Origin of the sequence: Kribbella sp. NPDC056861, from assembly GCF_040687575.1 — a bacterium.
Taxonomy (GTDB): domain Bacteria; phylum Actinomycetota; class Actinomycetes; order Propionibacteriales; family Kribbellaceae; genus Kribbella.
The window spans coordinates 112,365-139,027 of record NZ_JBFBNQ010000009.1 but is presented as its reverse complement, the minus strand read 5'-3'; the positions used below and the strand labels follow the sequence as shown (position 1 = coordinate 139,027).

The following is a 26,663-nucleotide window of genomic DNA, read 5'->3' as shown; positions in this document are numbered from 1 at the left end:
ACCACCCCGCGCCGCAGCACCAGAAGGTGCTGCGGCGCGGTAGTTGGGTGGTTCTCAGTGCTTGCGCTTCTTGGTCGTGTCCTCGACCTCGATCTGCTCCTTGCGCACGGTGTCCGTCACCTGCTGCTCCTCGCGGATCGTCTCGGTCTCCAGACCGACCCGCTCGACCGCGACCGTCTCCTTCGCGATCACCGGGCGCTCCTCGTGCAGCACGACCTCGCGCTCTTCCTCGCCGATCTGGCCGGTGCCCGGCTTGCCGTCGTTGATCGGCTCACGGACGACGCGAACCTCCTCGTGGCTGACCGGCACGGTGATCTGCTGCTCCTCGGTCACCACGTGCTTCTGCAACCGCACCCGGCCGGTCTCGACCGTCTCGGTGCCAGCGCGCAACTGCTCCTCGGAGCGGACCATCGACTCCTGGCCGGCCATCCCGGCGCGCGCGTCCTTGCCCTGCTTGGAGTTCTTGCCCTGAGCATCCATGCCGGCCTGGCCGTTCATCCCCGGCTGACCCGCCTGACCCTGCCGACCCGGCGCGCCGGCGGTCAGGTTGTAGTGCCGGTACAGCTCAGCGGCCTCGGCCTCGGACAGATGTCCGTTGTCGTCGATCCGCGGCGCGTCCTTGATCAGGTCCTTCGCCGCGCCGACGTGCAGTCCGTCCTGCTCGGCGCGCGCTCCCATCAACGGGACAAAGGATTCCTTGGTGCCGAACAGCCCGGTCTTGACCGTCACCCACTCCGGGGCGCCGGACACGTCGGAGGCGTAGAGGTGGGACGCCGTACCGACCTTCTGGCCGTCGATGTCGTAAACGTCCTGGCCCAGTGTCCGTTCCAGCTCCTGCGTGGTGCTCATTCGAAACCATCCCCGTTCTCGTTGTCTTCGGCAACTTGCCTGCAGACGTCGAGTACCCGCAGTGACGATCAGCAAACAAAGAGTGGTCAGACCACGTATTCGAGCAACGCGGCCAGATCCACGCCGTACGGGCGGTCCTCGAGAATCGGCGGTACGACGTTCGCAATCTCGCCGAAGAGTTCTTGTAACCCTGCTGGGACAGGGCGTTCCGACAACGCGAACGCCTGATGGACGGTCAGTAGCTCGCACGCGGCCACCTCACGGGTCAACCGAACCGCCTCGGTCAGCACGCCGACCGCCTCCCAGCCGAAGCTCTGCACATCCTCCTGCCCGTTGGAGGTCTCGAGCGATCCGATTGCCGACGGCAACGCGAGGCGGCGCAGGTAGTGGCTGGTGGCAACCGCTCTCTTGTGCACCGTCACCAGCCCGGCCTGCGGACCCGGTGCGGTCGTCAGCTGCGCGGGCAGCCCGGTGACGGCCGGATCGAGCAGCCGGTGCATCCGGGCGGTCGAGACCTCCGCGGTGTGCGCCAGGGCGGCGACCAATTGGTCGCAGTGTGCGGCCAAGTCGAGTCCGTGGAAGCCCGCAGTACCGACGAAGTCGCCGTCGAGAAAGGCTGGGGAGTCGGTCACCCCGGTCAGTGCTCGCTGCACTGCTTCGTCGAGCCGCGCGACCGAGCGTTTGAGATGTGAGATCACCTGTCCCGCCACGCGGAACGAGACCGGTGATTGCAGGGTGCGTGGCGCTGGTTCGGGGCCTGCTAGCTGGAGGATCAGCTCCAGCTCGGCCGCCAGCAGATCGTCGCCTCTTCCACACAACGGGTTGTACGGATCGCGGTTGGCGCCAATCACCGCGATCGCTCCAGCAGCAATCAAACTGAGATTCTTCGAGAGCCGCTGAGCATTCTCGACCTGCAGCCAGGCACGCCCAGTACAGCCGGGAATGCCTGCCAGCAAAGCGATTCCCTCCTTCGGCCCTAACTCGAACGGCGGCAACACTCCCTTGGCAGGCATGGTCAAGAACGAACCGATGCCGATCAGTGGACCGAAGGCATGTGCTAGCGGAATGATCTCGCCGGCCGAGCCGGCTCCACTCGCTGGGATCGCGGGCACCAAGCCGCTGTTGAGCATGGCAACGAGTTGCAGACACAGCTCTGGAGAGACCGCGGCATCGCCGGTGAGGAAGGTTCTCAGGCGCGCCAGGACCACCGCACGCGCCTCCATGGGCGGGAGCCAAGGCTCACCACCTGCCGCTCGCGCTTGGAGCAGATTGCGTTGATGGACGCGCTGCTCGGCATCATTCAGCCGAACCTTGCTCAGGGCACCCATCCCGGTGGTGACGCCGTACACCGGCGCGCCGGCGGTCAGCGCCGCCAGGGCGGCGTACCGGGTGGTTTCGAGGCGTTCGAGCAGACCGCGGGAGAGCTCGATCGGGCCGGGGTCGGACAGGCTCAGGTCCGCGGCGTCGTCGATCAGCACGTCAGTGGAACCTGAGCATCGTGCCGACCTCGGCCGCTTCGGCCCGGCGGAGGATCAGGTGCGCGATGGCGACGTCCAGCAACGACAGCCCGCGATGCCAGAAGAGGTTGCGTTCGGCATCGGTCTCGCGACCGGGCTTCTGGCCGGCGACGATCTCGCCGAGTTCGGCGTACAGGGTCTCAGGCGACAGCCGGCCGGTGTCGACGTGCCGGCGCAGCGAGCCGAAGCGGCCGGACCGCGACTCGCGCCAGTCGTCGACCACCACCTTGTCCATCACGTCCAGCAGATCCAGCTCGACCGCGCTGACCGTGCCGTACGGGACGACGAACGCGCCAGGTCGTACGGCGGCGGTCCGCAGCAACGGCTCGGGCTCGGTCAACCGGGTCGCCTCGACGATCACGTCCGCGCCGTCGAACGCCTCCTCGGCGGTGGCGACGACCCGCACCGGCGTGGACAACTCCGCGGACAGCTCGGCCGCGAACTTCTCCCGCGACTCCGGCCGCCGCGACGTCACCCGGATCTCGTCCAGGTCGAAGAGATCGTCGAGCATCGTGACGTTCCACCACGCAGTACCGCGGGCGCCGGCGTGTGCGAGCACCTTGCTGTCGCGGCGCGCCAGGTACCGAGCACCCACGGTCGTCATCGCCCCGGTCCGCGCGGCGGTGATCATCGTCGCGTCGAGCACCGCCAGCGGTACCCCGGTGGTCGGGTCGAACAGGGTCGCCATCGCCAGCTCGCTCGGCAGCCCGACCTGGTAGTTCGGCACGAAGTCGCCGACCACCTTCACCCCACTGATGCCGTGCTCACCGAGCCGGTTCAGATGCCCGCGCAGTACGTTGAAATGCCCGATCCCGCCGTTGTCCGGGGTCAGGTGCACCCGCGGCTCGAAGCTCGTCTGCCCCTCACCGTGATCGCGGACCGCCGCCTCGACGGTGTCGACGATCTCCAGCCTGGTCAACTCGAGCGAGTCGATCTCGGGACCGGACAGAAAGCGGAGCCAGATTCCATCAGCCATGTCCTGCATCGTGCCAGGCGCCGCCGAACCCGCCCGGGAGCGACCAAGGAACGGGCATCAGCTACCAAAGTCAGCCCCCACCGGCCGCCGATCGCGCTACGTTCAGCAGATGTCCACGAATTCGGCCACCAAGACGGTGATCGGCCACTCGGCCGTCGACAAACTCGTCCTGTACGGCGGACTGCCGCTACTCGGGCTGGCGCTCGGCTACTTCCTGCCCCGGATCGCCGACTGGGCGATCAAGCAGTCCTGGGTCCCGTGGCGCCGCCCACTCGAGTTCATCGCCGAGTCCGACAGTTGGTGGGTGGCCGCGATCTGCATCGCGATCGGCGTGATCGGCGGCGTACTGCTGGCCGCGATGGCGCTGGAGGACACGCTCAAGACGACGATCAGCACCACCGAGGTCGAGTTCCTGAAGAACCAGAAGACCACCCGGGTCTCACGGGAGAAGGTCGCGCTCGCCTTCCTCGACGGCAAGGAGATCGTGCTGCAGGATTCCCGCTCGGCCGAGCTTGCGCGGGAGAAGCACGACCAGTTCGCCAGCGAGTCGAAGAAGATCGCCGATGCCTTCCGCGGGCATGGCTATCCGTGGTCGGATGCCGGGGATCCGCATGGGAGCGAGTTTCGGCGGTGGGTCGAGGACGATCCCGACGTGTCGCCGGCGGCGAACGCGGTATTGCGGGCTCGGTCCAAGGCTTTCGATCAGGGGGACAAAGGCAAGGCTGATCTGCGGGAGCTTCGGCTGGAGGTGGCGAAGCTTGGGTATGTGATCCGCGATCGGGACAAGAAGCAGTATTGGCGGGCTGTTGGCTGAGGTTTGACGCCCACGCCGGCTCCTACGTCGCCTGCTCCCCACCCCCCAGCTACCTCGCTCCTTCGTCGCTCGTCCCGCTGCCTTGAAGGCAGAGGTGTGCCGGGGCCGGTCTGGCGGGTGATCAGGTGGTTGGGTGGCTGCTGACGCCCGCGCCGGCTCCCACGTCGCCTGCTCCCCACCCCCCAGCTACCTCGCTCCTTCGTCGCTCGTCCCGCTGCCATGAAGGCAGAGGTGTGGCGGGGGCACGGCTTGGTGGGGCGGACAGGTGTTGTTTCTTAGGTGCTGGTCAGGTGACGGGCCCGAGGAGCGGCAGCCGCTCAGCGGTTAGCGCGGTGGTGTGGTTGGCGGCGAGACGTGTGCGGCGGGCATGCGTTGGTGAATGAACAGACTCTGCCAGCCTGACCGCGCGAAGCACGCGCCGCGAGCCAGGCCGATCAGCCCTGGAGCAGCGCCAGAGCAGCCTCGGCGTACGCCTGTTCAGCGTCCTCAGCCGAGTGCCTACTGTCGGTTAACACGACCGTGTACCCACCGTCAGGCCCAGTCTCCAACCGCTGGAAGTGCCCGCCAAGCAACGCCCGCAACTGATCCTCACGAGGCAACCAAATGACTTCGCGCTGCTCGATGCTGTCCAGCGCCCACTCGGTCGTGCCGTTGAAGCCGATCACCTTGTCGCCGTTGTAGTCGTGGATCTCGACGGTCATATCGCTGACGACGAACACGTCTTCGTCCATCTCCCGGTCCGGTACGACGAACCGGTCACCCGGGCCGGGCGCCCACAGCGCTCCAGCCTTCCGCAACCTCCGCGCCTGCTCAACCGTGATCACCCCTCCATCGTGCCCCGGGGTACCAAGCAATCAAACGAACAGACCAGCTGACGGTCCAAGGCAGCGAACCGGGCGACGAAGGAGAGAGAAGCTGGGGTGGCGTGCAGACGGTCAAAGAGCTAGCGCAGGGCCACACCAACGGCGCAACACCTGACCACCCAGCTGAGCGCGCCCCCGGCACACCTCCGTCTTCACGGCAGCGGGACGAGCGACGAAGGAGCGAGGGAGCTGGGGGGTGGGGAGCAGGCGACGAAGGAGCCGGCGTGGGCGTACCCCAAGAAACGACATACGGCCGGCCAGGTACAGACAAGGCCCCTCAGCAGTGTCCGTACCTGGCCGGCCGTGGCCGGTGGCACAACTTCCTCCTTTCAAATCATCGAGCTACCGAGGAAAGGGAGGAAGATTCAGCGAGCAAGCGCCGCGCGCAGCTCAGCCGCGCGGGCGGCGACCCGGTCGCGCGCCGCGATGGTGAAGCCCTGGGTCTGCAGCTCAAGGATCGCGGTCGCCTGCAGCTGGCTGACGCCAAGCAGCCGGCGGACCCGGAAAGCGGCGGTCAGCCGGTCCGATGAGCCTTCGATCGTCCGCAGTACCTCGGTACGCCGGTCGAAAGCGGCCAGTACGCCGTCGTAGATCTCCAGCTGCGTGTACGCCGAACGGTCCGGCTCGGCCGGCGCGACGGGCTCGTCCTTGGCGGCGCCCCGGACGACCTGACGCCACAGCGCCGGTACTGCGTGGCGGGTACGGGTGCGAGTCCGGGTGGTCGGCTGTGCGTAGGTCATCGTCATATCGGTTGCGCTCCTGAATCGAGTGGTGAGTGTCAGCCGAGCTCGGCGACCGCGCTGGCGGCGCGGGCAGCGCACTTCTTGCCGGGTGCGGACCGGGTCTCGAAGTGCCAGGGTTCGTTGTCGTAGGTGCGGCAGACGCCGTACTTCCAGCCGTTGGCGTTGAGCCAGACCATCGCGGCCTGCGGGGCGATGTCGACCGCCTTGCCTTGGACGTGCTGGGACAGCTCCGGCGGCAGCACCCAGCGCATCGCGGCCTTGGTGGAGCCGTACTTCGCGACCGCCTCCTTGAACAGGCGGGACTGCTTGGCGGCGCTGCGGCGGCCGGAGTTGATCCGGATCGTGACTCCGTCGGCCGCGGCGGCGTTGATCGCCTTCTGCAGCCGGGCGCGCAGCTTCGGGGACAGGCCCTCGATGCTTTCCTCGGAGTACTTCGAGGTCTCGTCAACCCGGGTCGACTTGGTGGCCTTGGGCGACGGTGACGGCGACTTCTTCGGTTTGGGCGACACCGTGGGCGTCTGGGTCGGCGTCCGCTTCGGCGTACTGGACGCGGGCGGCGGCGCCGGCGGTGAGCCGCCCGGTCCGCCGGCGACCACGGGCTGCTTGTCCGCGGCGGAGTCGAAGTCCAGCAGGTCGGCCACCTGGTTGTGCCAGAGCAGCACGGAGGCGACCACGGCCAGACCTGTCACGGACAGCAACCAGCCCCGCACCCGGAAGGTGCGACGTGGTGGCAGGTCGTTGGTCATGGGTACAGCCTCTCGGTTCAGCGGGGTGCGCCGCATCGGTCCCAGGGACCGTCTGCCCTGGTCGTTAGTCGGACCTGGGTATGGGGTCTGACGCTCGTTGTCATCCAAAAGTTGGAGACCCCGGCCGTACAAGCGCAGGAGCCGTAGATTGTCATGGACGACTACGCTCAGCAAGGTGAGCCGTCGGAGTCGTAGCTCGAGCGATGCTCGTGCCCAGGTGCGTGCATCGCGGTGTTGCAGAAGTGCCCTCGATGCGGAGCATCGTGGGTGCTTCTGCAATGCCGTGAGGTGCGTGCCTGGGTGCGAGCAGCGCCGAGCTACGACTCCGACGGGTCACCCAAGGTGATGGGCTATTGGCGTCGGCTGCCGGCCGTGCAGCAGGATCTGTTGCTGGCGGCCCTTGTCGGCGTGGTGTGGTTCGTGGGGCTGGCGGCGATCAACGGCAGCCAGCTGCGGCCGAAGAATCCGAGTGTGTCCGTCGTCACGGGGCTGTTCCTGGTGATGACCGTCGCGCTCGTCCGTCAGGTACCACGCACGATGCTGCTCTGCGTCTCGCTGCTCTACCCACTGTTCTATGCGGCGGCGGAGACCGGACTCGCTGAGCAGCTCGGGTTCAGCTTCCTGCGGGCCCCCGCGATCAGCGACGCTGCGCTGCAGTCCGAGCTGCATCTGATCCCGCTGCTGGTGGTCGGCTATCTCGCGGCAGCGAGCGGAGTACGCCGGTTCACTTGTCTGTTCTTCACCATGGGCAGCCTGGCGGCGCTGATGATCGGCTTGCCGGCAGTCGTGGCGATCGTGATGAGCAACGTCTCCGAGAGCGTCTACCGGTACGGCGAACGCTATGCGAACCTGCCGCGGGACATCTACAGCCTCTACGACTACATCGACATCTCACTGTTCGTCTTCGCCGAGGCGCTGATCTGCGGCATGGTCCTGCTCGGCGCCAACGCGCTGCGCCGCCGCAAGAACATGCTCGTGCTGGAGCAGCGCAACTCGGCGCTGGTCCGGTTGCGGACGATCGAGGCCGAGCGCGCGGCCGCTGCCGAGCGGACCAGGATCGCCCGCGACCTGCACGATGTCGTCTCGCACCACATGAGCGCGGTGGTGATCCGCGCCCAGGCGGCCGACCGGGTCGCCGACCAGAAGCCCGAGGCGCTCCGGGAGGCGGTGCGCTGGATCGCCGCGAGTGGCCGGGAGGCGCTCACCGCGATGCGCGAGACGGTGCGAGTGCTGAACAACGGCGTACCGGGGTCCGGCGTCGAGATGGCACCGGTGCCCGACCTGGCCGACGTGGCGCGGATGGGCGACCGGCTCAAGGCGGTCGGGATCAACGTGACGATGCAACTGCCGACCCGCAGCCGGCAACTCGCCTCCGCCACCGACCTCACCGCAGTACGGATCATTCAGGAAGCTTTGACCAATGTGATGGTGCATGCGAAGGCCACTGCCGCGCATGTCAGCTGGCAGAGTGGGCCGCAGGGCGAGTTGCTCACCATCGACGACAATGGCAGCGGCGGGCCGCCACCGGTGAACGCGCTGGAGACAGCCCGCCGGCAGGAGAGCGGCCGCGGCAACGGACTGATCGGAATGCGCGAGCGCGCGCACGCGAGCGGCGGCACACTGGCCGTCGCCGCCGGACCACTGGGTGGATGGAGAGTGCAGGCATGGTTGCCGCCGCAGAGGTGACGGAACAGATCAAGATCCTGGTGGTCGACGACCAGGGCGTGATCCGGATGGGGCTGGCGATGATCCTCGACCACGAGCCCGATCTGACCACGGTGGCGCAGGCCGGCGACGGCGAGGAGGCGCTGCGGATGATCGCGCAGTACGACCCGGACGTCGTGCTGATGGACATCCGGATGCCGGTGATGGACGGGCTGGAGGCGACCGAGCGGATCACCAAGGCCGCCAAGGAGTCCGGCCGCGAGCGGCCCGCCGTGCTGGTGCTGACGACCTTCGACGACGAGGCCTACGTGCTCAGCGCAGTACGGGCGGGGGCGTCGGGGTTCCTGCTCAAGGACACCGACCCGGATCTGCTGGTGGCCGCAGTACGGGCGGTGCATCGCGGTGACTCGCTGGTCGATCCCGCCTCGACACGGGTGCTGCTCGAGCGGTGCGTGGAGTTGGAGCGGCAGGTCGGCAGCAGCCCGGCCGACACGGTACCGGCCTCCGCGGGACGCTGGGCCGGGATGCTGGGCCACCTGAGTGAGCGCGAGCGCGAGATCCTGGTCTGGATGGCACGCGGCCTGTCCAACCGTGACCTGGCGGCGAAGCTCTTCGTCAGCGAGACCACAGTGAAGACCCACGTCAGCAGCGTGCTGTCCAAGCTCGGGCTGTCCAGCCGGGTCCAGGCCGTCGTCGTCGCCTACGAGGCCGGTGTCGTCCGGCCGGGCGAGGCCGAGGTGCGCTGGGAGGGCTGACCTCACCAGCGGGCGGTGCTCAGATCAGCAGGTACCAGCCGCCGACGGCGGCAGCGATCAGTCCTACAACGGTCAGTAGCTGTGCGAGTAGCGACGCCTGGCGGCGGCGCGGCAAGAAGTCCCCGGTCATATCTTCAAGCCTGCCTGGGAAAGCGCCGCCAGCCATCCTCCCCGGGGAGGGTTCCGGCGTGACTCAAGTCGCCCCTGGGTGGGCCCCAAATCATCCCCAGGGATGACAACCGATCACATTGTTGCCGTCGGCATCAGTCCGGCTACGCGCCGAAGTACTCCGCGGCGACCTTCTTCGGCACGCACATCCGCCAGGCGTCCTCGATCAGCTCGCGCAGCTCGGCCCGGTCGATCGCGGCCAGGTCGACCTCGATCCACTGGTAGCGCTCGTCGGCCTTGCTGGGCGGCAGAAACTTCCCCGGGTACGCCGCCAGCGCGGCCGCCCGCTCCTCCCGCGGGAAGCCGATCCCCATCGTGCGCTCGTCCCGCGACAGCGCCAGGTAGACGATCCGGCCGACCCGGAACTTGATCCGGTCGCGCACTATGACCTCATAACTGCGGGGCAATCCCTTGCACACCGCCCGGATGTCCGCTAAGTCGACCATCGATTTTTCCTCCGCTTTGCGCAAACCAGGCCGAATGTCACAGCCGTGTCCCAGCGACTTTACATCCGGGGCACGTCGGGAGCTGTCAGTGATTACGGCATTGCTCGATGAGAGCGCTCACGCTAGCGTCCTGGAAATGAGGCAAACCAGTGTGAGGAAAACAATTTCAGTCACCGGGTCCGCCATTCTCGGATTATCCGGCGTAATGCTGGCGAATCCTGCGGCATCGGCCGCGACGCCATCTGCCAAGCATTGCGTGGGCAGCGCCGAACGAGGCACCCAGCAGTGCTTCGGCACGCTCGACGAGGCGCTCGGCCAGGCCCGCAAGCAGGTGGCGACCAAGGGCCCGCTGCAGGCTCAGGGCGAGGTCATCCAAGGGACGTTCTTCGATAATCGCGACTACGGCGGGGATTCTTTCACGGTCACCGGCGCGGGATTGTGCGACGGTTCGGACGGCGTCATCAATTACCAATTCAATTTCCCGCCGGAATGGCACAACCGGATCAGTTCGGTACAGCCGTGGGCGAGTTGCAAGATCTGGCTGTACCCCGAGGCCGACCTCAACGGCGACCGGGACGGACCGTTCAAGGAGAACACCGGCTGGATCGGAACGATGCTGGACGACCGGACCGTCTCCGTCGGTTTCAGCTGATCAACCGCCCCTACATCAGTGAGGAAGTAGAGCCATGTCGAAACGTCACGCCGCCATCACCACCGCCGCGCTGCTGTGCGCCGCGACCACTCTGACCGCCGCGCCGGCCTTCGCCGCCGACGGTCCCACCGGCCGCGAGTTGCTGGAGAAGTGCGACCAGGGCACCGACACCTGCACCTTCCATCCCTACGGGCCGCCGGAGGTCTTCCGCGGTGACGTGCACCAGGTCGGCGACGCGGTCTACAACTGCACCGCGGATCTGCAGCGCTCGACCGTCAAGTGGTCGGAGACGACCGGTGAGTCGAACAGCTTCGGCGTCTCGGTCTCCGCGGAGTACGGGTTCTCCGAGGTGTTCAAGGTGTCGATCGAGACGTCGTACCAGCACACCTGGGAGACGTCCAGCACGGTCGGCCAGGACGACAGCGTCGATGTCCGGCCGGGTGAGAAGGGCTGGGTCGAGCGGGCCACCGAGATGAGCCGGGTCAAGGGGCAGTACGAGATGCACTTCCCGGACAAGTACTACGACCACTACATCTGGTACCAGGAGTTCGAGGCGGTCGGTCCGGTGAAGGATGCCAAGGGGCTGATCACGAAGAAGACCGCGCCGATGTCGGCCGAGGAGAAGGCTCAGCACTGCGGTTGATCCGAGAACTCGACGCCCACCGCTCCGGCGGTGGGCGTCGAGTTGTTTGGTTCCGGTCAGCGGCGGAGGCGGCTGGCCACTGCGGGGATGACGATGGCGGCGGCCACCAGATGCGTGGTCATCAGGATCGCCTTGGTGGCGGCGTCTGCGTCTGCGAGCAGGTCGGGGATCCAGGAGAGCACGGTGAGCGCGATGGTGGTGCGGAGCCAAAGGGTGCGCGGGCTGGCGGCGTACCGGCGGATTGCCAGGGCGAGGAGTAGGCCGAGGGCGGCGAAGAGGACGGTCATCGTCGCGAAGCCTGGCGGGGGGATAGGTTCCCCCGCGAGGGCGAGACTGGCCCCGGCTGCGTGGCCGATGGCGGAGACCGCGGCGGTGGCGGCAGCGGCGAGGACGGTGGCGACGGCGCCGACCAGCAGGAGCGAGCCGGCCGACGGTACGCCGGACGCGGTGGTGGACGTGGCGGCGGCAGCGGTGCGGGTGGTGAACGTGGTGGCGGCAGCGGTGCGGGTGGTAGACGTGGTGGCGGCAGCGGTGCGGGTGGTGGACATGGTGACCTCCGGTGGTGGGATCAGAACAGGAACAGCGGGTCAGGCGGGCACGTACTTCAGCGTGATGACGCCGGAGTCGTAGGCCTTCGAGTCGACGAGCTTCAGCTCGGCGCGGTGCAGCAGGTCGGTGAACAGCGGCTGGCCGTTGCCTAGGGCAACCGGGTAGAGCTTGAGCCAGTACTCGTCGACGACGTGGTGCCGGACGAACTGCTGGACCGTCTCGACGCCGCCGAAGAGGACCAGCCCCTTGCCCTCGGTCTCCTTGACCGCCTTGATCTCCGCGGGGATGTCGGCTGTGGCGAGCCGGTCGCGGGGTGACAGCAGGCCGGTCAGGGTGCGGGAGAAGACGATCTTCGGCGTCTCCACCATCCAGGTGGCGAAGTCGACCAGTTCGGGCGGGCTGTCGGGGTGCGCGGCCTGCGCCGAGAACGCCTCGTTCAGCTGGTGGTAGGCCTTGCGCCCGGTGATCATCGTGTCGACCTCGGCCCGCAGTTGCTCGGTGAACTCGACGTTCAGCTGGTGGTCCATCAGCATCCAGTCCAGCTCGCCGGCGGGCCCGGCGATCGCGCCGTCCAGGGTCATGTTGCTGACCAGAATCACTTTGCGCATCGCGCGCCTCCTCAGTCGTTGCTCCCGGTGGCCGATCGGCCGGGTAGCCTGCGACGAGCGTCGCCGAACCGCCCCTCGGCAGTCGTCCTCAGTTCTGGTGAGATCGCGGTCCGGGGTGTTTTCGGGAGACAGGGAGGGTCCAGTGCCGCCGACGGTGAGTCCGGTGCTGGTCGGCCGCTCGGCCGAGTACGCCGCGCTGCTGGCGGCGTACGAGCGGGTGCGGCAGGGTCAGGCCGTCACTGTGCTGGTTTCCGGTGAGGCCGGGATCGGCAAGTCCCGGCTGGTCTCGACGGTGACCGCCGCGCTGCCATGTGACCCGCTGGTGCTGACCGGTGGCTGTCTGGAGCTGGGCGCCGACAGTGCGCCGTACGTGCCGTTCGTCGCGATCCTGCGCGACCTGGTCCGCCAGTACGGCCGGGAGCGGGTCGACAAGCTGCTGCCGCTCTCCGGGTCCAGTCTGGCCGCCTGGTTGCCGGGCCAAGCTCCGACCGAGGAGACCCATGGGCGCATCCAGCTGCTGGAGGACTTCCTCAGCCTGGTCACGCAGGTGTCCGAGGACGGCCCGCTGGTGATCGTGGTCGAGGACCTGCACTGGGCCGACACCTCCAGCCGGGAGGTGCTTGCCTACCTGGCCAGGAACCTCGGCGGACACCAGGTGCTCCTGGTAGGGACAGTCCGCACCGGCGAGCTGGTCCCGGGGCACCCGGGCCGCAGGCTGCTCGCGGAGCTCGGCCGCCGCATGGACGTCGTACAGGTGCCGTTGGAGGCCCTCTCCCGGCAGGACGTCCGGGCGCTGCTGACAGAGCTGGAGGGAAGCGCCGCCGACCCTGGCCGGAGCAACCGCATCCACCAGCGCAGTGGCGGCAACCCCCTGTTCGTCGAGGCCCTACAGAGCGCCGGCGGAGTCTCTACCGCAGGCCTGACCGACCTACTGCTCGACCGGATCTCCGAGCTGCCCGCACCGGCCGTCGACCTGCTCGCAGTCATCGCGGTCGCCGGCACCCCTGTCGACGACGACCTCCTCCAGGCCGTGGCCGGCCTCTCCCACGACCACCAACAGCCCGTACTGCGAACGCTCGTCGAGCGCCAGCAGCTAGTCATCCGCGACGACGGCTACTGGATCCGCCACGACCTGATCCGCGAAGCCGTCTACCAAGCCCTGATGCCCGCCCAGCGTCGTCGCCTGCATGCCCGGTACGCCGAGGCGCTGTCCGGCCACCCCGAAGCCACCGCAGCCCTGGCCGAGCACTGGATCGCAGCCGACGAGCCCACCAAAGCTCTACCCGCCGCCTTGGCCGCTGCAGACCGCGCACGCGAGCAGTACGCGTACGACGAGGAGCTCCACCTCCTGGAGCAGGTACTGGCCCTCTGGGACCAAGTGCCAAACGCATCCCCCGCCCAAGTGACGGTCAGGGAGCGAGCCGCGTTCGCCGCCTTGGCCGCGGGCCAGGCCGCTGCCGGCATCACGCAGTGCACCGCCGCACTGGCCGAACTGGACCCAGCCAAAGAGCCTGAGCGGGTCGCGAAGCTCCTCGGCCTCCGCGGCACGCTGTACCTCCAGCAGACGGGCGGCGGCCTCGACGACCTGGCCAACGCCACCGCCCTTGTCCCACCCGGGACAGCGGACCGCACGCGCGCCTGGCTCCTCGCCCGGCGGGCGCAGGTCGCGCTGTCCGTGCAGGACGATTCGGCCCTCGCGCTGGCCGAGGCAGCCCTCGAACTCGCCACCAGCTGTGCGGACGACGAGAGCCGGGCGCGTGCACTGGCGACTCTCTCGGCCATCCGCGGCCAGGAAGGTGACCTGGCGACCGCGACAGAACTGTTCACCGCCGCCTGCGAGGCCGCCCTGGCAGCAGGCGACCACCACAGCTACCTGACCGCACTGCAGTGGCACGCGGTCAGCCTGAACTTCGCCGGCGAGTACACCCAAGCGGCGGAGCTGACCCGGACCGGTCAGCAGGAGGCGGAGCGGCTGGGCATGGCCCGCTCTCGCGGCAGCATGATGGCCGAGAACCGGGCCTACTCGCTGGCCGGGCTCGGGCACTGGGACGAGGCGCTCGAGGTGGTCGAGGACGCGCTCGCAGACGAGCCGCCGCCGCTGTTCCAGCTGCTGGTCAAGCTCATCGCCGCGGAGATCCTGCTGCACCGAGGCGAGATCGACCGGTACGACGAGATCGCAGCGGAGGCCACCGCGTTCCTGCGGGACCACCCGGACGCCAGTGCGGTCCGCAGCCAGTTCCTGCCGCTGCCACTCGAACGCGCCCTGGCAGTCGGCGAACTGGACCGCGCCGGCGAACTCCTGGACGCGCTGCTGGAGCCCCGGAACGAGTCGCTGGACGGCACCGAGATCCTGCTGGCCGTCCAGGCCGGCATCCGGCTGCTGCACGCCCGCCGCCTGACCAGCCCGAAGAAGGCAGTCAAGGAAGACGTCGCCGCCCGGCTGCGCGACCTGGAGGCGTTGGCCGGTCGCCAGACCGTGCGCACCCGAGTGGCGGACGCTGTCGGCCTGGCGGTCGCGGCCGCAGTACGGGATGCGCCGCTGCAGGAGTGGGACCGGGTCGCTGAGAGCTGGCGTGCGGTCAACAACCCGTACCAGCTGGCCAGCACGCTCGTGACGGCCGCGCAGGTGGCGCTGGCCACCAGCAACAAGTCCGGCGCCCGGATGCGGCTGCGGGAGGCCCGTTCGCTCGCCACCACACTGCGATCCCAGCCGCTGCTGACCCGCATCGAGGAGTTGGCCGAGCGGGCTCAGCTGACCGGCGAGCAGTCCGCGGTCGGCCCGGGCGCGGAGCTCGGCCTGACGCCTCGAGAGGTCCAGGTACTCCGGGTTCTCGCCCGCGGCCGCTCGAACGCGGAGATCGCGACCGAGCTGTTCATCTCCGTGAACACGGTCGCCACCCACGTCGCCCGGATCCTCACCAAACTCGCCGTCACCACCCGTACCGAAGCGGCCGCGGTGGCCCACCAGCACGGGCTCGCCTAGCCCTGTCTGTACCGTGGTCGGATGCCTGAAGCAATGGTGAGCGCGGTCGAAGGCGCTGAAGTGGTGTTCCGCCTCAGCGACCCTGAGGATGCGTTCACCGGGGTGCGGTTGTGGGAGGAGCTCGGCCTGGCGGCGGAGCAACTGGAGTTCAAACCGGTCGAGGGCGGCTGGGAGCTGCGGCTGCCACGACCGTCGGTGCACCGGATGGAGTACCTGTTCGACATCGCCGACTCCGGCATGCGGACGGACCCGACCAATCCCCGCATCGTCGGTGGCGCGTTCGGCGAGCACTCCTGGCTGCCACTGCCCGGGTACGTCGAGCCGGAGTGGATCACGATCGAGCCGATCGCCTCCAGCCTGACCCCGCTGCCCGTCGACCCGACGCCGGTCGGTCCGATCGACGTCCAGATCTGGACGCCGGACGGCATCGCCCCCGGCTTCGAACTGCCGTTGCTGCTGGCCCACGACGGCCCCGAGTTCGCGATGTACGCCGGCCTGACGCACTACGTCGGCGCCATGGTTGCCGATGGCACGCTGCCACCGCTGCGACTCGCACTGATCAAGCCGGGCTCCCGCAACCTCTGGTACGCCGCCAACCCGCAGTACGCGGAGGCGTTGACGCAGCACGTGGTGCCGGCGGTCACTTCGGCGTACCGGAGCAAGAAGCCGGTCATGATGGGCGCGAGTCTCGGGGCCCTCGCAGCGCTCTACGCCGAGTGGCACCACCCGGGCACGTTCGCCGGACTCTTCCTGCAGTCGGGATCGTTCTTCTCGCTCGAAACCGACCCGCAGGAATCCAAGTTCGAGTACTACGCCGAGGTCACCGGCTTCGTCAGCACCGTGCTCGCCGCCACCACTGCCCCGAGCAGCCCGAGCATCGCGATCACCGCCGGGACGCCCGAGGAGAACGTGCACAACAACCGGGTGATGGCGGCCCACCTGTCCCAGCTCGAACTCGAGGTCGACTTCAACGAGACCCCGGACATGCACAACTTCACCGCCTGGCGCGATGTCTTCGACCCCTGTCTAACTGATCTGCTGAACCGCGTCTGGGACTAGGGTCGAGCGGGTGCTTAAAACACTCGCTGGATTCGGTGCGTTCGGGCTCTTCTGGGGAGCGTGGGGCGCGATCCTGCCTGCCGTGAAGGCCGAGGCTGGTATCAGCGACGCGGGACTGGGCGGCGCCTTGCTGTGCATCGGACTCGGCGCGCTCTTCTCGATGCGCTTCACCGGCTACCTGATCGACCGGTACGGCGGTGTGGTGCTTCCCGTGGCCGTCCTGCTGTTCGCGGCCTCCGGCGTACTGCCCGCCTTCGCCGGCTCAGCCGTCGCGCTGGGTGGCGCACTCTTCCTGCTCGGCGCGACCTCAGGCGCGACAGACGTGGCCATCAACGCCACCGGCTCATCTGCCGAGGCAGCCAGCGGCAAGCCACTGATGAACCTGGCCCATGGCCTCTTCTCGATCGCAGTAGTCCTCGCCAGCCTCAGTACTGCGGCCCTCCGCGCTGCAGGGGCCGGTGCACTGCCAGTACTAGGCGGTGTCTTCGTCCTGATCGCCCTGGTCGTCGCACTCGTCCTGCTACCGGGCGCTACCAAGATCAAGCCAGTCCTGCAGGACACGGCACCCCGCAAGCTGCAACCGGCACTGCTGGTGTTCGGCGGCCTCTGCGCCCTCGCCTTCGTCGTAGAGAACGCCTGGCAGAGCTGGAGCGCCGTACACCTCGACACCACCCTGGGGGCATCCCCCGCACTCGCTTCCAGCGCACCGGCCGTCTTCGCCGCCGCAGCAGCTACCGGCCGACTCACCGGCAATGCACTACTGAAAATGCTCAAGCCAGCTCAACTCTTAGTAGCCGGTGGCATCATCGCTGCGCTGGGTAGCGCACTAGCAGCGGTAGCCGGCAACCCCTGGCTGGCACTGGTCGGCATAGCCATCGCGGGCCTCGGTACGTCGGTCTGCGCGCCTACCCTGATCAGCATGGCCGGGGCGTGGGCAGGGCCTGAGCGGCGAGCCAGTGCCATCTCCACGGTCACCACGATCGCCTACCTGGGCTTCCTGCTCGGCCCTGCCGCCGTCGGTCTCTTCTCCAGTCTCTGGTCGTTGCCTACGGCATTGGGTGGGGTAGCAGTACTCGCTGTAGTCGTCGCTGTCCTCGGCCCGGTGGCAGGACGCGCTGGGACCAGGCAAACCTCGTAAAGACATGGCAAGGTGGCGTCCGGGAAACACTAGGAACTGGGGTGAGGCCGCATGGAGCGTGAACAGGTTGAGCTGGATGCGCCAGGGCTGGACAGGCCCGGCACACTGATCCGCTACGGCCACTACGGCCGTCCGGTGCTGGTGTTTCCCAGTGAGCAGGGCCGGGCCTGGGACTACGAGAACAACGGCATGGTCGGCGCAGTCGCCGACCTGATCGAGGCCGGCCGGGTCAAGCTGTACTGCGTCGACTCGTACGACCACGTGAGCTGGTCGGACCGCAGCATCCCGCTCGAGGAGCGTGCCCGTCGGCATGGGCTCTACGAATCGTGGATCCTCGACCAGGTCGTCCCGGCGATCGGCAGCGACACCCCGGGCGCCACCGACATCATCACCACCGGCTGCAGTCTCGGCGCCTTCCACGCGCTCAACTTCGCAGTGAAGCGCGCCGACCTGTTCCCGGTCGCGATCTGCCAGTCCGGCAACTACGACGCGTCCAGCTGGCACGCCTGGGGCGAGCGCGGCGAGGCGACGTACTTCAACAACCCGGCCGACTACCTGACCAACCTGGAGGGCGACCACCTGGAGTGGCTGCGCCAGCGGCTCTTCCTGGTGCTCACTGTCGGCCAAGGCGACTGGGAGACGCATCCGACCGGCTCGCTGCCCTCGGCGCGCGCCACAGCCGCAGTACTGGCGGAGAAGGGCATTCCCCATGAGCTCGATCTCTGGGGACACGATGTAGCCCATGACTGGCCTTGGTGGCGCAAGCAACTCGCCCACCACCTGCCCCGCTTCGTCTAGCCTCCCCACTCCTTCCTCTTCCTTCCTTCCCTTAGGAGCCCTTATGCCTGACCGCTCTCAGCACCTGATCGGCTTGTTGCTCGGCGCCGAGGAAGACTGGCCGCAGGCGTTCGAGGCGCTGTTGCGGCGGGTCGGCCCGGTCACCACCGGCGGCACGACGCACGAGTTCACCACCGACCGGCTGACCATCGAGCCGTTCGACCTGAACGACCCGGTCCGGGTCGAGCTGGTGATCGACCGGCTCGCCTACTGGTACTACCACCCGCGTGAGTGGCTGAAGAAGGCCGCGCTGATGAACGGCACCTACCTGCTCAACTCGCCGTTCACCTTCCAGGCGATGGAGAAGCACAGCGCGTACTGCGCGATGCTGCGGCTCGGCCTGAAGATCCCGCGGACCGTGCTGGTGCCGTACAAGAACCCGGTCGACAACGTGCGCTGGGCGTACACGTCGAAGAAGTACAACAAGTCCTTCGACCTGGACGCGATCGCCGACGACCTCGGCTACCCGATGTACATGAAGCCGTTCGACGGCGGCGGCTGGCGCGGCGTCTCCCGGATCAACAACCGCGAGGACCTGCACAACGCCTACGACGAGTCCGGCGAGATGCTGATGCACCTGCAGGCCACGGTCGAGTACGAGAAGTTCGCCCGAGCGCTGTCGATCGGCGCTGAGACGATGGTGATGGACTTCCAGCCGGACGAGCCGATGCACAACCGGTACGCCGTCTCGCACGACTTCCTCAGCCCGTCGGCCGGCCATCAGGCGGTCGCGATCAGCCGGATCGTGAACGCCTTCTTCGGCTGGGAGTTCAACTCCTGCGAGATGCTGGTGGCCGGCGACTCGGTGCACCCGATCGACTATGCGAACGCCTGCCCGGACGTCGCGATCACCTCGCTGCACTACTACTTCCCGTGGGCGATCAGCGCGCTGGTGAAGTGGTCGGTGTTCTCGCTGGCGACCGGCCGCAAGACCAAGGTCGACCTGCACACCGAGCGGTACTTCGCGATCGCCGACGACGACTCGCTCGACTACGACGCCAAGCTCGAGGGCTACCTGGCGCTGGCCGACGAGTACTTCGAGACCGCGAAGTACCACGCGTGGTGCGCGGAGAACCTGCCGCACTTCGACGAGCAGCTGGTCGAGTGGGTCCAGGGCGAGGACTTCGACCGCATCCTGCGGGAGACGGTCGCGGCCACCTACCCGGCGCACGAGCAGGAGAAGTTCCTGGCGCACTTCCGCGGCCTGACCGGGTTGTGGGTCACCGACCAGAGCAAGTAGCCGGCACTAGTCCTAACGGACGACCGCCTCGTTCTTTCCGACGAGATCGTCCGCACAACAGACACCTCAGCAGGTCGCAGAGCGTCACCCGGGTAGACACATTCCGCCCCCGGGAGGTTCGACGTGCGCCGCGTGCTGGTACGGCTGTCCGGTTGGTCCCTTGCGCTCTTCTTCACCCTGGTGATCGCGGTGGTGGCCGCGTTCTTCATCGGTTACCAGCGGACCGGGATCCCGGAGGTGAACGAGGAGTTCCGGGCCAACGCCACCGTCGTGACGTATGCCGACGGCAACAATCAGCTCGGCTCGTTCTACGAGCAGAACCGCAAGTCGGTGCCGTTGAGCGAGGTGCCCAAGCAGGTCCAGGACGCGGTGATCGCGGCCGAGGACCGGAGCTTCTGGACCAATCCGGGGATCTCGCTGCCCGGGATGGCCCGGGCCGCGCTGGCGATTGCCCGCGGCAAGCAGTTGCAGGGCGGCTCGACCATCACCCAGCAGTACGTGAAGGTGATGTACCTGACCCAGGAACGCACCATGTCACGCAAGCTCGACGAGCTGTTCATCGCGACCAAGGTGAGCCGCACCCAGGACAAGAAGACGATCCTGGAGAACTACCTCAACACGATCTACTTCGGCGAGGGCGCCTACGGCATCCGGGCGGCCGGCCAGGTGTACTTCGGGGTCGATCACCCCAAGGACCTGAGTGTGCCGCAGGCGGCATACCTGGCGACCGTGCTCAACAACCCGACCTGGTTCGACTCGGACAATCCGGCCGCGGCTCGCCGGACGCTGGGCCGCTATCGCTATGTGTTGCACGGGATGGCGGAGATGGGGACGATCAGGGCCGGCCAGGAGACGAAGTACCGCAAAGCCCTGCCGGTGTTGAAGAAACGCCCCAGGGGCAACCGGTACGCCGGTCCGACCGGTTATCTGCTCGACCTGGCGCGACGAGAGCTTGCGCAGTACGGGTTCGACGGGGATCGGCTCAGCGGCGGCGGGCTGCGCGTGGTCACCACCTTCGATCGAACACTCCAGCAGCGCGCCGTTGCGGCCGTCGCCGGTACTCCGGGGCTGCACGCCGCGCTGGCCTCGGTCCGGCCGAAGACCGGCGAGGTGGTGGCCTTGGTCGGGGGCAAGGACTATCTCGAGAACCAGCAGAACTGGGCCACCACGAAGGCGCCGCCGGGCACGCTGCTGCGCCCGTTCGCCCTGGTCGCCGAGCCGAGTGACAAGAGCGACAGCGGTGTCTTCTTCGATCTGGTCGACGCCCGGCAAGGTGAGCGCGTCTCGCTCGCCGCCGAGGCCGCAGGGATCCCGCGCATCCCGAGGGCCGACCGCGGCGCTCCGGGGCTGGGGCCGGACCCGTTGGCCTCGCCGCTGGATCTCGCAGCCGCCTACGGCACGCTCGCCGCCGATGGAATGCGGGTGCGACCGCACGTGATCAAGGAGGTGAGGGACTCGAAGGGCAAGGTGCTGTGGTCCGCCGATCCCAAGCCGGTCCGGGTGTTCGATCCGAAGATCGCGCAGTACGTCGCCACTTCGCTGACCGGTCGGGGCGCGCGGGTGACCGGGCTGAGTATCGAGAAGCGGCGCTTCAACAAGAAGTGCCGTTGCAAGAAGTACCAAGGCAGCAAGGACACGGTCGCCAACTGGTGGATCGGGTCGACGCCTGAGCTCTCGACCGCGGTGCTCCTCCGGGCAGGCAAGGAAGGCGAGTCGGACCTCGGCAAGGTCGGCGCCGACGAGACGCTGCCGATGACTGTCTGGTCGACGTACACCGGCCCGCAGTTGTTCAGACCAGCAGTGCCACAAGGGCCGCTGCGATGAGCAGCTGGATCGCCGCCGACACCGCACGGCGAGCTGGATGACCCGACTTGAGCCACGGGAGCTGCGGCCAGGCCCAGCCGGAGTACGCGGTCGCTGTCGCCATCAGGGCGAGACCGACCACCCAGAGCCAGGGCGGCAGGGTCTGCCAGTTCGCGGTGGCGCGGGCGAAGAGCAGGAAGATGAAGCCCGCCGCCAGGACGACCAGCAGGTCCAGACGGTCGCGGAACTTCCTGGCGCGGATCTGCCAGAGGACGAGCAGCGGGTAGACGACGGCGAGGGCGGTCACGAAGTACTTCACGACTGGGCCGCCAGGAGCTCGGTGGCGAACTCGTCGACATCCACGGCGACATCCGAGAGGACGACCACGGCACGCTTCTTCTCGAGGTCGAGACCGACGAAGGAGCGGTAGCCGCCGGTACCGCCGTTGTGCCAGACCATGCTGCGCTCGGTGCCGGGCAGCGGGCTGGTGAGCCAGAACAGGCCGATCCGGTCGCCCTGGTCGAAGTCTCGCTTCGGTGCCAGCGCCTCGACTCCGATACCGCGCAAGCGGGACTGCAGGAGCAACGCGAGGTCACCTGCGCTGGAGACGATCCCACCGGCCGGCGCGTAGCCGTCCTGGATCCACGGCGCCTCCTGGCGACCACCGGAGCTGTAGCCGTCCGGGGCTGCCTCCTCGGCGTTGGTGGGCACGCGGGTCTCCTGCATCTCCAGTGGCTGGAGGAGGCGCTGACTCAGCAGGTCGGAGTAGCTCATGTCTGCCTTGCGCGCCAAGGCCTGGCCCAGCAGGGCTCCGCCGACATTCGAGTACGCCGGTTCGCCGCGGCCGCCGGCGTCGGCTTTCGCCTGGCCGATCAGGTCGTCGACGTCGTACGGGTAGGGGTTGCCCGCGTTGAGGCTGACCAGCAGGGACCGCGCGACGTCCTGCGGCCTGGTCGACGTCCGCGGCAGGCCGGAGTAGTGGGTGGCGAGATCTTCCAGCGTCGCGGTGGCGACCTCGGCATCACCCAGCGGGAGCAGCGTGCCGACCTGCTGGTCGAGCTGCACCTCGCCGCGGCGTACCGAGTCGGCCAGCAGCAGCCCGGTGATTGCCTTGCTCACCGATCCGATCTCGAACTGGCTGTGCTCGTTGGCGCCCCGGCCGGCGAACGTCATCGAGTTGTCGCCGATCACCGCGACTTCGAGGCGGTGGCCGGCGCCGGTGTAGTGCTGGTCGATGTACGCCGAGAGCTTGGTGTCGCCGGTCCGGGCCGACTCCAGCTCCAGCGTTCTGGGGCGGACCAGCCAGCCTGCGAACACGACAGCAAGCGCAACCAGTACAGCGATCACTTTCACGGCTTACCTCTGCAGGGCTTCCAGGATTGCCAGGAGGGCGACCACTCGTGGTGGTGGGACGGCGAAGGTACCGCGAGACGGCGTATGGAGCCAGCCTTCGGCGGTGAGTTGCCGCAGGTGGTGATAAATCTGCCCACTCGTTCCCAACCCCTCGACCTCGCTCAACGCGCTGACGGTCGCCCGCCCCCGGCTGATCTCCTGCAACAGCGTGAGCCGCACAGGGTTGCCCAAGGCAGCCAACTGCCCAGCCATCCCCGCCCACCCCTCACGTTCCCGCAGTTGCCCCAAGGCAACAGCCGCTGCGGCGCGCTCGCCGCCTGCGGCGCCGAGCGCGGAGGGGACAGATGCAGCGGCTCCTTGCCCCACATCTCGTTCTTCTTCCGCGCCGCCCGCCGGCCGCAGGCCGGCGGGCGGCGCGTGCTCTTGGGCTGTGGACAACAGCGCGGATTCGAGCGCCGCCAAGCGGCTCTCCAGCTCTGCGAGCCGGTTATCCACAGCCTTCTCCACATTGTGGATAGTACGTAGTTACGTAGCTATTGCAAGTACCGCCGACCGTAAGCTGACCAGATGCGTGACGACCAGGTACCTGCGTGGTGGCAGCGACTAGGGCTCGACGGCCTCATCGACGTGCATGTGCATTTCCTCCCCGACCGGGTGATGGACGCCGTCTGGGCCTACTTCGACCAAGCAGCAACCCACTACGGCACCGCCTGGCCGATCACCTACCGCACGACAGCGGCCGAGCGGCTGCAGACACTCGACGACCTCGGCGTACGCCGCTTCCCCGCGCTCGTCTACCCGCACAAGCCGGACATGGCGGCAGGGCTCAACACCTGGGCGAGGGACTTCGCGGCGACCACCCCGGGGTGCGTCTCGAGCGGGACCTTCTACCCCGAGCCCGGCGCAGCGCAGTACGTGAAGGAAGCGCTGGAGCAAGGCACCCGCATCTTCAAGGTGCACGTCCAGGTCGGCGACTACGACCCACGCGATGACGAGCTGGACGCCGTCTGGGGTCAGCTGGCCGAGGCTGCCGTTCCAGTGGTTGTCCACTGCGGCTCGGGCCCGATCCCTGGTCGCCACACCGGTCCCGGCCCGATGTCCGACGTACTGCGTAAGCACCCGCGTCTCACCGCGGTCATCGCCCACCTGGGTATGCCGGAGTACACCGAGCACCTAGCGCTCGCCGAGACCTACCCCAACGTCCACCTGGACACCACGATGGCCTGTACGCCGTTCACCGAGGCCTTGGCGCCGTTCCCCCGGGACCTGCTCCCCCGGTACGCCGCCCTGCAGGACCGTGTCGTCCTGGGCTCCGACTTCCCCAACATCCCGTACGAGTACGCAGTACAGCTGGAGTCACTGGAGCGCCTCGACCTGGGCGACGACTGGCTGCGAGCAGTCTGCTGGGAGAACGGCCTGCGACTACTCGGTGGGTAGCTGCGCGGCAAACCAGGCCAGCGTCAGCCCGGTGAGCAATGCGTCGCGGTCGAGCGACAAGTCGACCAGCTGAGCGTTCCAGGCCAGCAGTGCGGTGCTCAACACCAGCGCTGACACCTGCTGCCGCTCGTTGAAGGCAGTGAGGTTCTCGTTGAACCAGCGGACCTCAGCCAGCTCCACCGCGTCCAGGCCACGCTGCTCGGCCTGCGTCTCGGTCACTGCCGTGTACGCCGGTGTCGCGGCCAACCCGTTGCGGTCGTCGCCCACCTGGTACTCGCCGTACCCGAGGCGGCACATCAGCTCGTCCCACCCGGCCGCGGTCCGCCGGCTCGGCGACCCCTCGGGCAGACCCGCCAGCGCAGTCCAGGCGATGGACGGGATGACCAGGTGGTAGCCGCCCTGCGCTTCGTACGGGAGGGCGGTGTCGAGCACATCCATCACGCCACTGGGCCAGGCGTGGGTCAGCAGCACCGGCTGCGCGTTCGGATCGGCAGCGCGCAGGTGCAGGAAGTGCACGAACTGGCCGGCGATCTCGGTCGTGTAGTGGTCGTAGGTGTTGAGCCGGCTCTCCTGAGCGCGCCAGTCGAAGCCGCTGACCCAGTAGTCGAGCAGATCGTCGGCGTAGGCGGCAGGCACGATTCGGTCGAGTCCGGCCGCGATGTAGTCGCCGCCGTCGCGGAAGCCGCGCAGCCGCTGGTACAGCGAGTCGAGCTCGGCCTGCGGCACCCGTAGCCGCAATCGCCGAATCTCCGCCGTGCGCTCAATCGCCACCCATGAACCTCCGCGTCTCCCCCACCTCGATCGACCCTCTCCCAACAGCATGACGCCTGCGCCTTTCAGAACGCTCACCGCGGTCGGCCTTTCAACCACGATTGCACCTTTTGACAGCCCGGAACCAGTCCAGAACCGGTCCGGAACCGGTCCGGACCAGCCATTGCCGACGCTCATTCCAACGTTGTACTGTCGTCTGCGACCGCATCCCTCCAGCTCACGGGAGCCCTCGATGCCCACCGCAGCACCTCGCCCCGAGCACCCTCGGCCGCAGTTCACCCGCCCCGACTGGCTCAACCTCAACGGTGAGTGGCAGTTCGAGATCGACCGCTCCGACTCCGGTCTCGAGCGGGGTGTCCACGAGCGCGAGCTGCTGCAGCGGATCACCGTGCCGTTCGCGCCGGAGAGCCAGCTGTCCGGGATCGAGAACGTCGACTTCCTCGAGGCGGTCTGGTATCGCACGACGGTGACGATCCCCGCCGACTGGGCCGGCCACGACGCCGTACTGCACTTCCAGGCCGTCGACCACGACGCCACCGTCTGGGTGAACGGCGTCGAGGTGGTCCGGCACCGCGGCGGCTTCACCCCGTTCAGCGCCTCGCTCAGCAGCGTGGCCGCCCCGGGCGAGGAGGCCACCATCGTGGTCCGCGCCCGCGACAGCCGGTACGGCGTACAGGCGCGGGGCAAGCAGTCGCAGCCGTACTTCAACGCCGACTGCCACTACACCCGGACCACCGGCATCTGGCAGACCGTGTGGCTGGAGGCGGTCCCGTCGGTGCACCTGAACCGGCCGCGGATCACTCCCGACGTCGCCGGCTCCTGCTTCTACGTCTCCGTCCCGCTCTCGGCCAACAAGCCGGGCTGGAAGGTGCGCGCCGTACTGTCCGACGACGCTGGTGAGGTCGTCGCCGCCGAGGTACGCGCGGATCTCGATCTCGCGCCGCGTCTCGTGCTCGCCGTACCGGCCGACCGCGTCCGGCTGTGGGACACCGTCGACCCGCACCTGTACGGCGTCGAGCTGGAGCTGATCGATGCCGACGGCAACGTCGTCGACGCCGCCGACAGCTACGCCGGACTGCGCTCGGTCTCGATCAACGGCCAGGCCGTGCTGATCAACGGCAAGCACGTCTTCCAGCGGCTCGTCCTCGACCAGGGCTACTGGCCGGAGAGCCTGATGACGGCGCCGTCCGAGGAGGCGCTGGTCGCCGACATCGAGCTGAGCCTCGCCGCCGGGTTCAACGGCGCGCGGCTGCACCAGAAGGTCTTCGAGGAGCGCTTCCTGTACCACGCGGACCGGCTCGGCTACCTGGTCTGGGGCGAGTTCGGCGACTGGGGCGCGAACGTCGCGAACAACACCCAGAACGACAACCAGCAACCGTCGGCGTCGTTCGTGACGCAGTGGCTGGAGGCCGTCGAGCGGGACTTCAACCACCCGTCGATCGTCGGCTGGTGCCCGCTCAACGAGACGCACCAGTTGCTGCACGACCGGATCACCCAGCTCGACGACGTGACCCGGGCGATGTTCCTGGCCACCAAGGCGGCCGACGCGACCAGGCCGGTGCTGGACACCTCGGGGTACTCGCACCGGGTGCCCGAGACCGACATCTGGGACTCGCACAACTACGAGCAGGACCCGGTCGAGTTCGGCAAGCAGATGGCCGGCCTCGCCGACGGAGCGCCGTACGGGAACACGGGTGGTTCGGACGACAAGCCGATCTCGCTGCCGTACACCGGGCAGCCGTACTTCTGCAGTGAGTTCGGCGGGATCTGGTGGAACCCCGAGGCCGCGCAGGCGTCCGGCAACGACAACACCCAGTCGTGGGGCTACGGCCAGCGGGTCAAGGACGAGGCCGACTTCTACGACCGTTTCACCGGGCTGGTCGACGTGCTGCTCGACAACCCGTTGATGTTCGGCTACTGCTACACGCAGCTGACCGACGTCTTCCAGGAGGAGAACGGGATCTACCGCTTCGACCGCAGCAACAAGCTGGACGTGCCGCGGATCAGGGACGTGCAGATCCGCGCCGCGGCGTACGAGAAGGAATGAG

At 68.0% G+C, this 26,663-nt stretch carries 26 protein-coding genes; 13 read left to right on the top strand and 13 right to left on the bottom strand.

The annotated features are described in order from the left end of the window. Window positions 1–54: 54 nt before the first annotated feature. From AB0P21_RS37500 to AB0P21_RS37490, 3 genes are all read right to left on the bottom strand, one after another. Window positions 55–849 carry a DUF2382 domain-containing protein gene (locus tag AB0P21_RS37500; RefSeq protein ID WP_363703558.1) on the bottom strand — a complete coding sequence of 265 codons (795 nt, stop codon included), beginning with the start codon at window positions 847–849 and terminating at the stop codon, window positions 55–57. Between the two features lie 86 nt (window positions 850–935). Beyond that, on the bottom strand, window positions 936–2,327 hold the full coding sequence (locus AB0P21_RS37495; RefSeq protein WP_363703556.1) for an aromatic amino acid lyase: 1,392 nt from the start codon (window positions 2,325–2,327) through the stop codon (window positions 936–938). Window position 2,328: 1 nt separating this feature from the next. Then, complete coding sequence (locus tag AB0P21_RS37490) at window positions 2,329–3,342, bottom strand: ornithine cyclodeaminase family protein (protein ID WP_363703554.1); 1,014 nt, start codon at window positions 3,340–3,342, stop codon at window positions 2,329–2,331. Window positions 3,343–3,451: 109 nt separating this feature from the next. On the opposite strand from AB0P21_RS37490, the gene AB0P21_RS37485 reads away from it, so the two are divergent. Then, a complete protein-coding gene (locus AB0P21_RS37485) occupies window positions 3,452–4,156 on the top strand; it encodes a hypothetical protein (protein ID WP_363703552.1) in 705 nt (234 codons plus the stop codon). Window positions 4,157–4,590: 434 nt separating this feature from the next. Here the strand turns inward: AB0P21_RS37485 and AB0P21_RS37480 are convergent, their stop codons facing one another. The 3 genes from AB0P21_RS37480 to AB0P21_RS37470 all read right to left on the bottom strand — a co-directional run bounded on the left by AB0P21_RS37480 (window position 4,591) and on the right by AB0P21_RS37470 (window position 6,508). After that, the gene (locus AB0P21_RS37480) at window positions 4,591–4,980 is read right to left on the bottom strand and encodes a pilus assembly protein CpaE (protein WP_363703550.1); all 390 of its coding nucleotides are present in this window, start codon (window positions 4,978–4,980) and stop codon (window positions 4,591–4,593) included. 404 nt (window positions 4,981–5,384) lie between these two features. Beyond that, window positions 5,385–5,765 (bottom strand): hypothetical protein, encoded by a 381-nt coding sequence (locus AB0P21_RS37475; protein ID WP_363703548.1) that lies wholly within the window; start codon window positions 5,763–5,765, stop codon window positions 5,385–5,387. A 32-nt stretch (window positions 5,766–5,797) separates the two neighbouring features. Next, window positions 5,798–6,508: a M15 family metallopeptidase gene (locus AB0P21_RS37470; RefSeq protein WP_363703546.1), complete on the bottom strand. Its 711-nt coding sequence runs from the start codon at window positions 6,506–6,508 to the stop codon at window positions 5,798–5,800. A gap of 300 nt (window positions 6,509–6,808) precedes the next feature. Between AB0P21_RS37470 and AB0P21_RS37465 the strand changes: the two genes are divergently transcribed. Beyond that, window positions 6,809–8,194, top strand: coding sequence for a histidine kinase (locus AB0P21_RS37465; protein ID WP_363703544.1), 1,386 nt, complete (start codon window positions 6,809–6,811; stop codon window positions 8,192–8,194). Next, a complete protein-coding gene (locus AB0P21_RS37460; RefSeq protein ID WP_363704147.1) occupies window positions 8,191–8,928 on the top strand; it encodes a response regulator transcription factor in 738 nt (245 codons plus the stop codon). The genes AB0P21_RS37465 and AB0P21_RS37460 overlap by 4 nt, the downstream gene beginning before the upstream one ends. Before the next feature lie 272 nt (window positions 8,929–9,200). Here the strand turns inward: AB0P21_RS37460 and AB0P21_RS37455 are convergent, their stop codons facing one another. Continuing rightward, window positions 9,201–9,542 (bottom strand): MmcQ/YjbR family DNA-binding protein, encoded by a 342-nt coding sequence (locus tag AB0P21_RS37455; RefSeq protein ID WP_363703542.1) that lies wholly within the window; start codon window positions 9,540–9,542, stop codon window positions 9,201–9,203. Window positions 9,543–9,678: 136 nt separating this feature from the next. Between AB0P21_RS37455 and AB0P21_RS37450 the strand changes: the two genes are divergently transcribed. Beyond that, window positions 9,679–10,194, top strand: coding sequence for a hypothetical protein (locus AB0P21_RS37450; RefSeq protein WP_363703540.1), 516 nt, complete (start codon window positions 9,679–9,681; stop codon window positions 10,192–10,194). 34 nt (window positions 10,195–10,228) lie between these two features. Then, window positions 10,229–10,837 (top strand): hypothetical protein, encoded by a 609-nt coding sequence (locus AB0P21_RS37445; RefSeq protein ID WP_363703538.1) that lies wholly within the window; start codon window positions 10,229–10,231, stop codon window positions 10,835–10,837. 56 nt (window positions 10,838–10,893) lie between these two features. Here the strand turns inward: AB0P21_RS37445 and AB0P21_RS37440 are convergent, their stop codons facing one another. Together AB0P21_RS37440 and AB0P21_RS37435 are read right to left on the bottom strand one after the other, a co-directional pair. Beyond that, on the bottom strand, window positions 10,894–11,385 hold the full coding sequence (locus AB0P21_RS37440; RefSeq protein WP_363703536.1) for a DUF6069 family protein: 492 nt from the start codon (window positions 11,383–11,385) through the stop codon (window positions 10,894–10,896). A 39-nt stretch (window positions 11,386–11,424) separates the two neighbouring features. Next, on the bottom strand, window positions 11,425–11,994 hold the full coding sequence (locus AB0P21_RS37435) for a dihydrofolate reductase family protein (protein WP_363703534.1): 570 nt from the start codon (window positions 11,992–11,994) through the stop codon (window positions 11,425–11,427). A 142-nt stretch (window positions 11,995–12,136) separates the two neighbouring features. Between AB0P21_RS37435 and AB0P21_RS37430 the strand changes: the two genes are divergently transcribed. From AB0P21_RS37430 to AB0P21_RS37405, 6 genes are all read left to right on the top strand, one after another. Then, window positions 12,137–14,977, top strand: coding sequence for an AAA family ATPase (locus AB0P21_RS37430; RefSeq protein WP_363703532.1), 2,841 nt, complete (start codon window positions 12,137–12,139; stop codon window positions 14,975–14,977). Between the two features lie 21 nt (window positions 14,978–14,998). Continuing rightward, a complete protein-coding gene (locus AB0P21_RS37425; protein WP_363703530.1) occupies window positions 14,999–16,036 on the top strand; it encodes an alpha/beta hydrolase-fold protein in 1,038 nt (345 codons plus the stop codon). 10 nt (window positions 16,037–16,046) lie between these two features. Continuing rightward, window positions 16,047–17,174, top strand: a complete 1,128-nt coding sequence (locus AB0P21_RS37420) for an MFS transporter (RefSeq protein WP_363703528.1) — start codon at window positions 16,047–16,049, stop codon at window positions 17,172–17,174. 51 nt (window positions 17,175–17,225) lie between these two features. After that, window positions 17,226–17,972 carry an alpha/beta hydrolase-fold protein gene (locus AB0P21_RS37415; RefSeq protein ID WP_363703526.1) on the top strand — a complete coding sequence of 249 codons (747 nt, stop codon included), beginning with the start codon at window positions 17,226–17,228 and terminating at the stop codon, window positions 17,970–17,972. A gap of 43 nt (window positions 17,973–18,015) precedes the next feature. Continuing rightward, on the top strand, window positions 18,016–19,251 hold the full coding sequence (locus AB0P21_RS37410) for a hypothetical protein (RefSeq protein WP_363703524.1): 1,236 nt from the start codon (window positions 18,016–18,018) through the stop codon (window positions 19,249–19,251). Window positions 19,252–19,374: 123 nt separating this feature from the next. Continuing rightward, the gene (locus AB0P21_RS37405) at window positions 19,375–21,075 is read left to right on the top strand and encodes a transglycosylase domain-containing protein (RefSeq protein ID WP_363703522.1); all 1,701 of its coding nucleotides are present in this window, start codon (window positions 19,375–19,377) and stop codon (window positions 21,073–21,075) included. Here AB0P21_RS37405 and AB0P21_RS37400 read toward each other — a convergent pair. From AB0P21_RS37400 to AB0P21_RS37390, 3 genes are read right to left on the bottom strand one after another with little or no spacing between them, the layout of a single operon-like run. Continuing rightward, window positions 21,041–21,373 carry a hypothetical protein gene (locus AB0P21_RS37400; protein WP_363703520.1) on the bottom strand — a complete coding sequence of 111 codons (333 nt, stop codon included), beginning with the start codon at window positions 21,371–21,373 and terminating at the stop codon, window positions 21,041–21,043. The two genes, AB0P21_RS37405 and AB0P21_RS37400, sit on opposite strands and share 35 nt — an antisense overlap. Then, window positions 21,370–22,407: a serine hydrolase domain-containing protein gene (locus AB0P21_RS37395; protein WP_363703518.1), complete on the bottom strand. Its 1,038-nt coding sequence runs from the start codon at window positions 22,405–22,407 to the stop codon at window positions 21,370–21,372. The genes AB0P21_RS37400 and AB0P21_RS37395 overlap by 4 nt, the downstream gene beginning before the upstream one ends. Window positions 22,408–22,410: 3 nt before the next feature. Continuing rightward, the gene (locus AB0P21_RS37390; RefSeq protein WP_363703516.1) at window positions 22,411–22,914 is read right to left on the bottom strand and encodes a winged helix-turn-helix domain-containing protein; all 504 of its coding nucleotides are present in this window, start codon (window positions 22,912–22,914) and stop codon (window positions 22,411–22,413) included. A 60-nt stretch (window positions 22,915–22,974) separates the two neighbouring features. Here AB0P21_RS37390 and AB0P21_RS37385 point away from each other — a divergent pair, with 60 nt between their 5' ends. After that, a complete protein-coding gene (locus AB0P21_RS37385) occupies window positions 22,975–23,844 on the top strand; it encodes an amidohydrolase family protein (protein WP_363703514.1) in 870 nt (289 codons plus the stop codon). On the opposite strand, the gene AB0P21_RS37380 is transcribed toward AB0P21_RS37385, so the two are convergent. After that, entirely contained in the window at window positions 23,830–24,615 is a 786-nt protein-coding gene (locus AB0P21_RS37380; RefSeq protein ID WP_363703512.1) for an epoxide hydrolase N-terminal domain-containing protein, read from the bottom strand. The two genes, AB0P21_RS37385 and AB0P21_RS37380, sit on opposite strands and share 15 nt — an antisense overlap. A gap of 232 nt (window positions 24,616–24,847) precedes the next feature. On the opposite strand from AB0P21_RS37380, the gene AB0P21_RS37375 reads away from it, so the two are divergent. After that, complete coding sequence (locus tag AB0P21_RS37375; RefSeq protein ID WP_363703510.1) at window positions 24,848–26,662, top strand: sugar-binding domain-containing protein; 1,815 nt, start codon at window positions 24,848–24,850, stop codon at window positions 26,660–26,662. Window position 26,663: the final 1 nt, after the last annotated feature.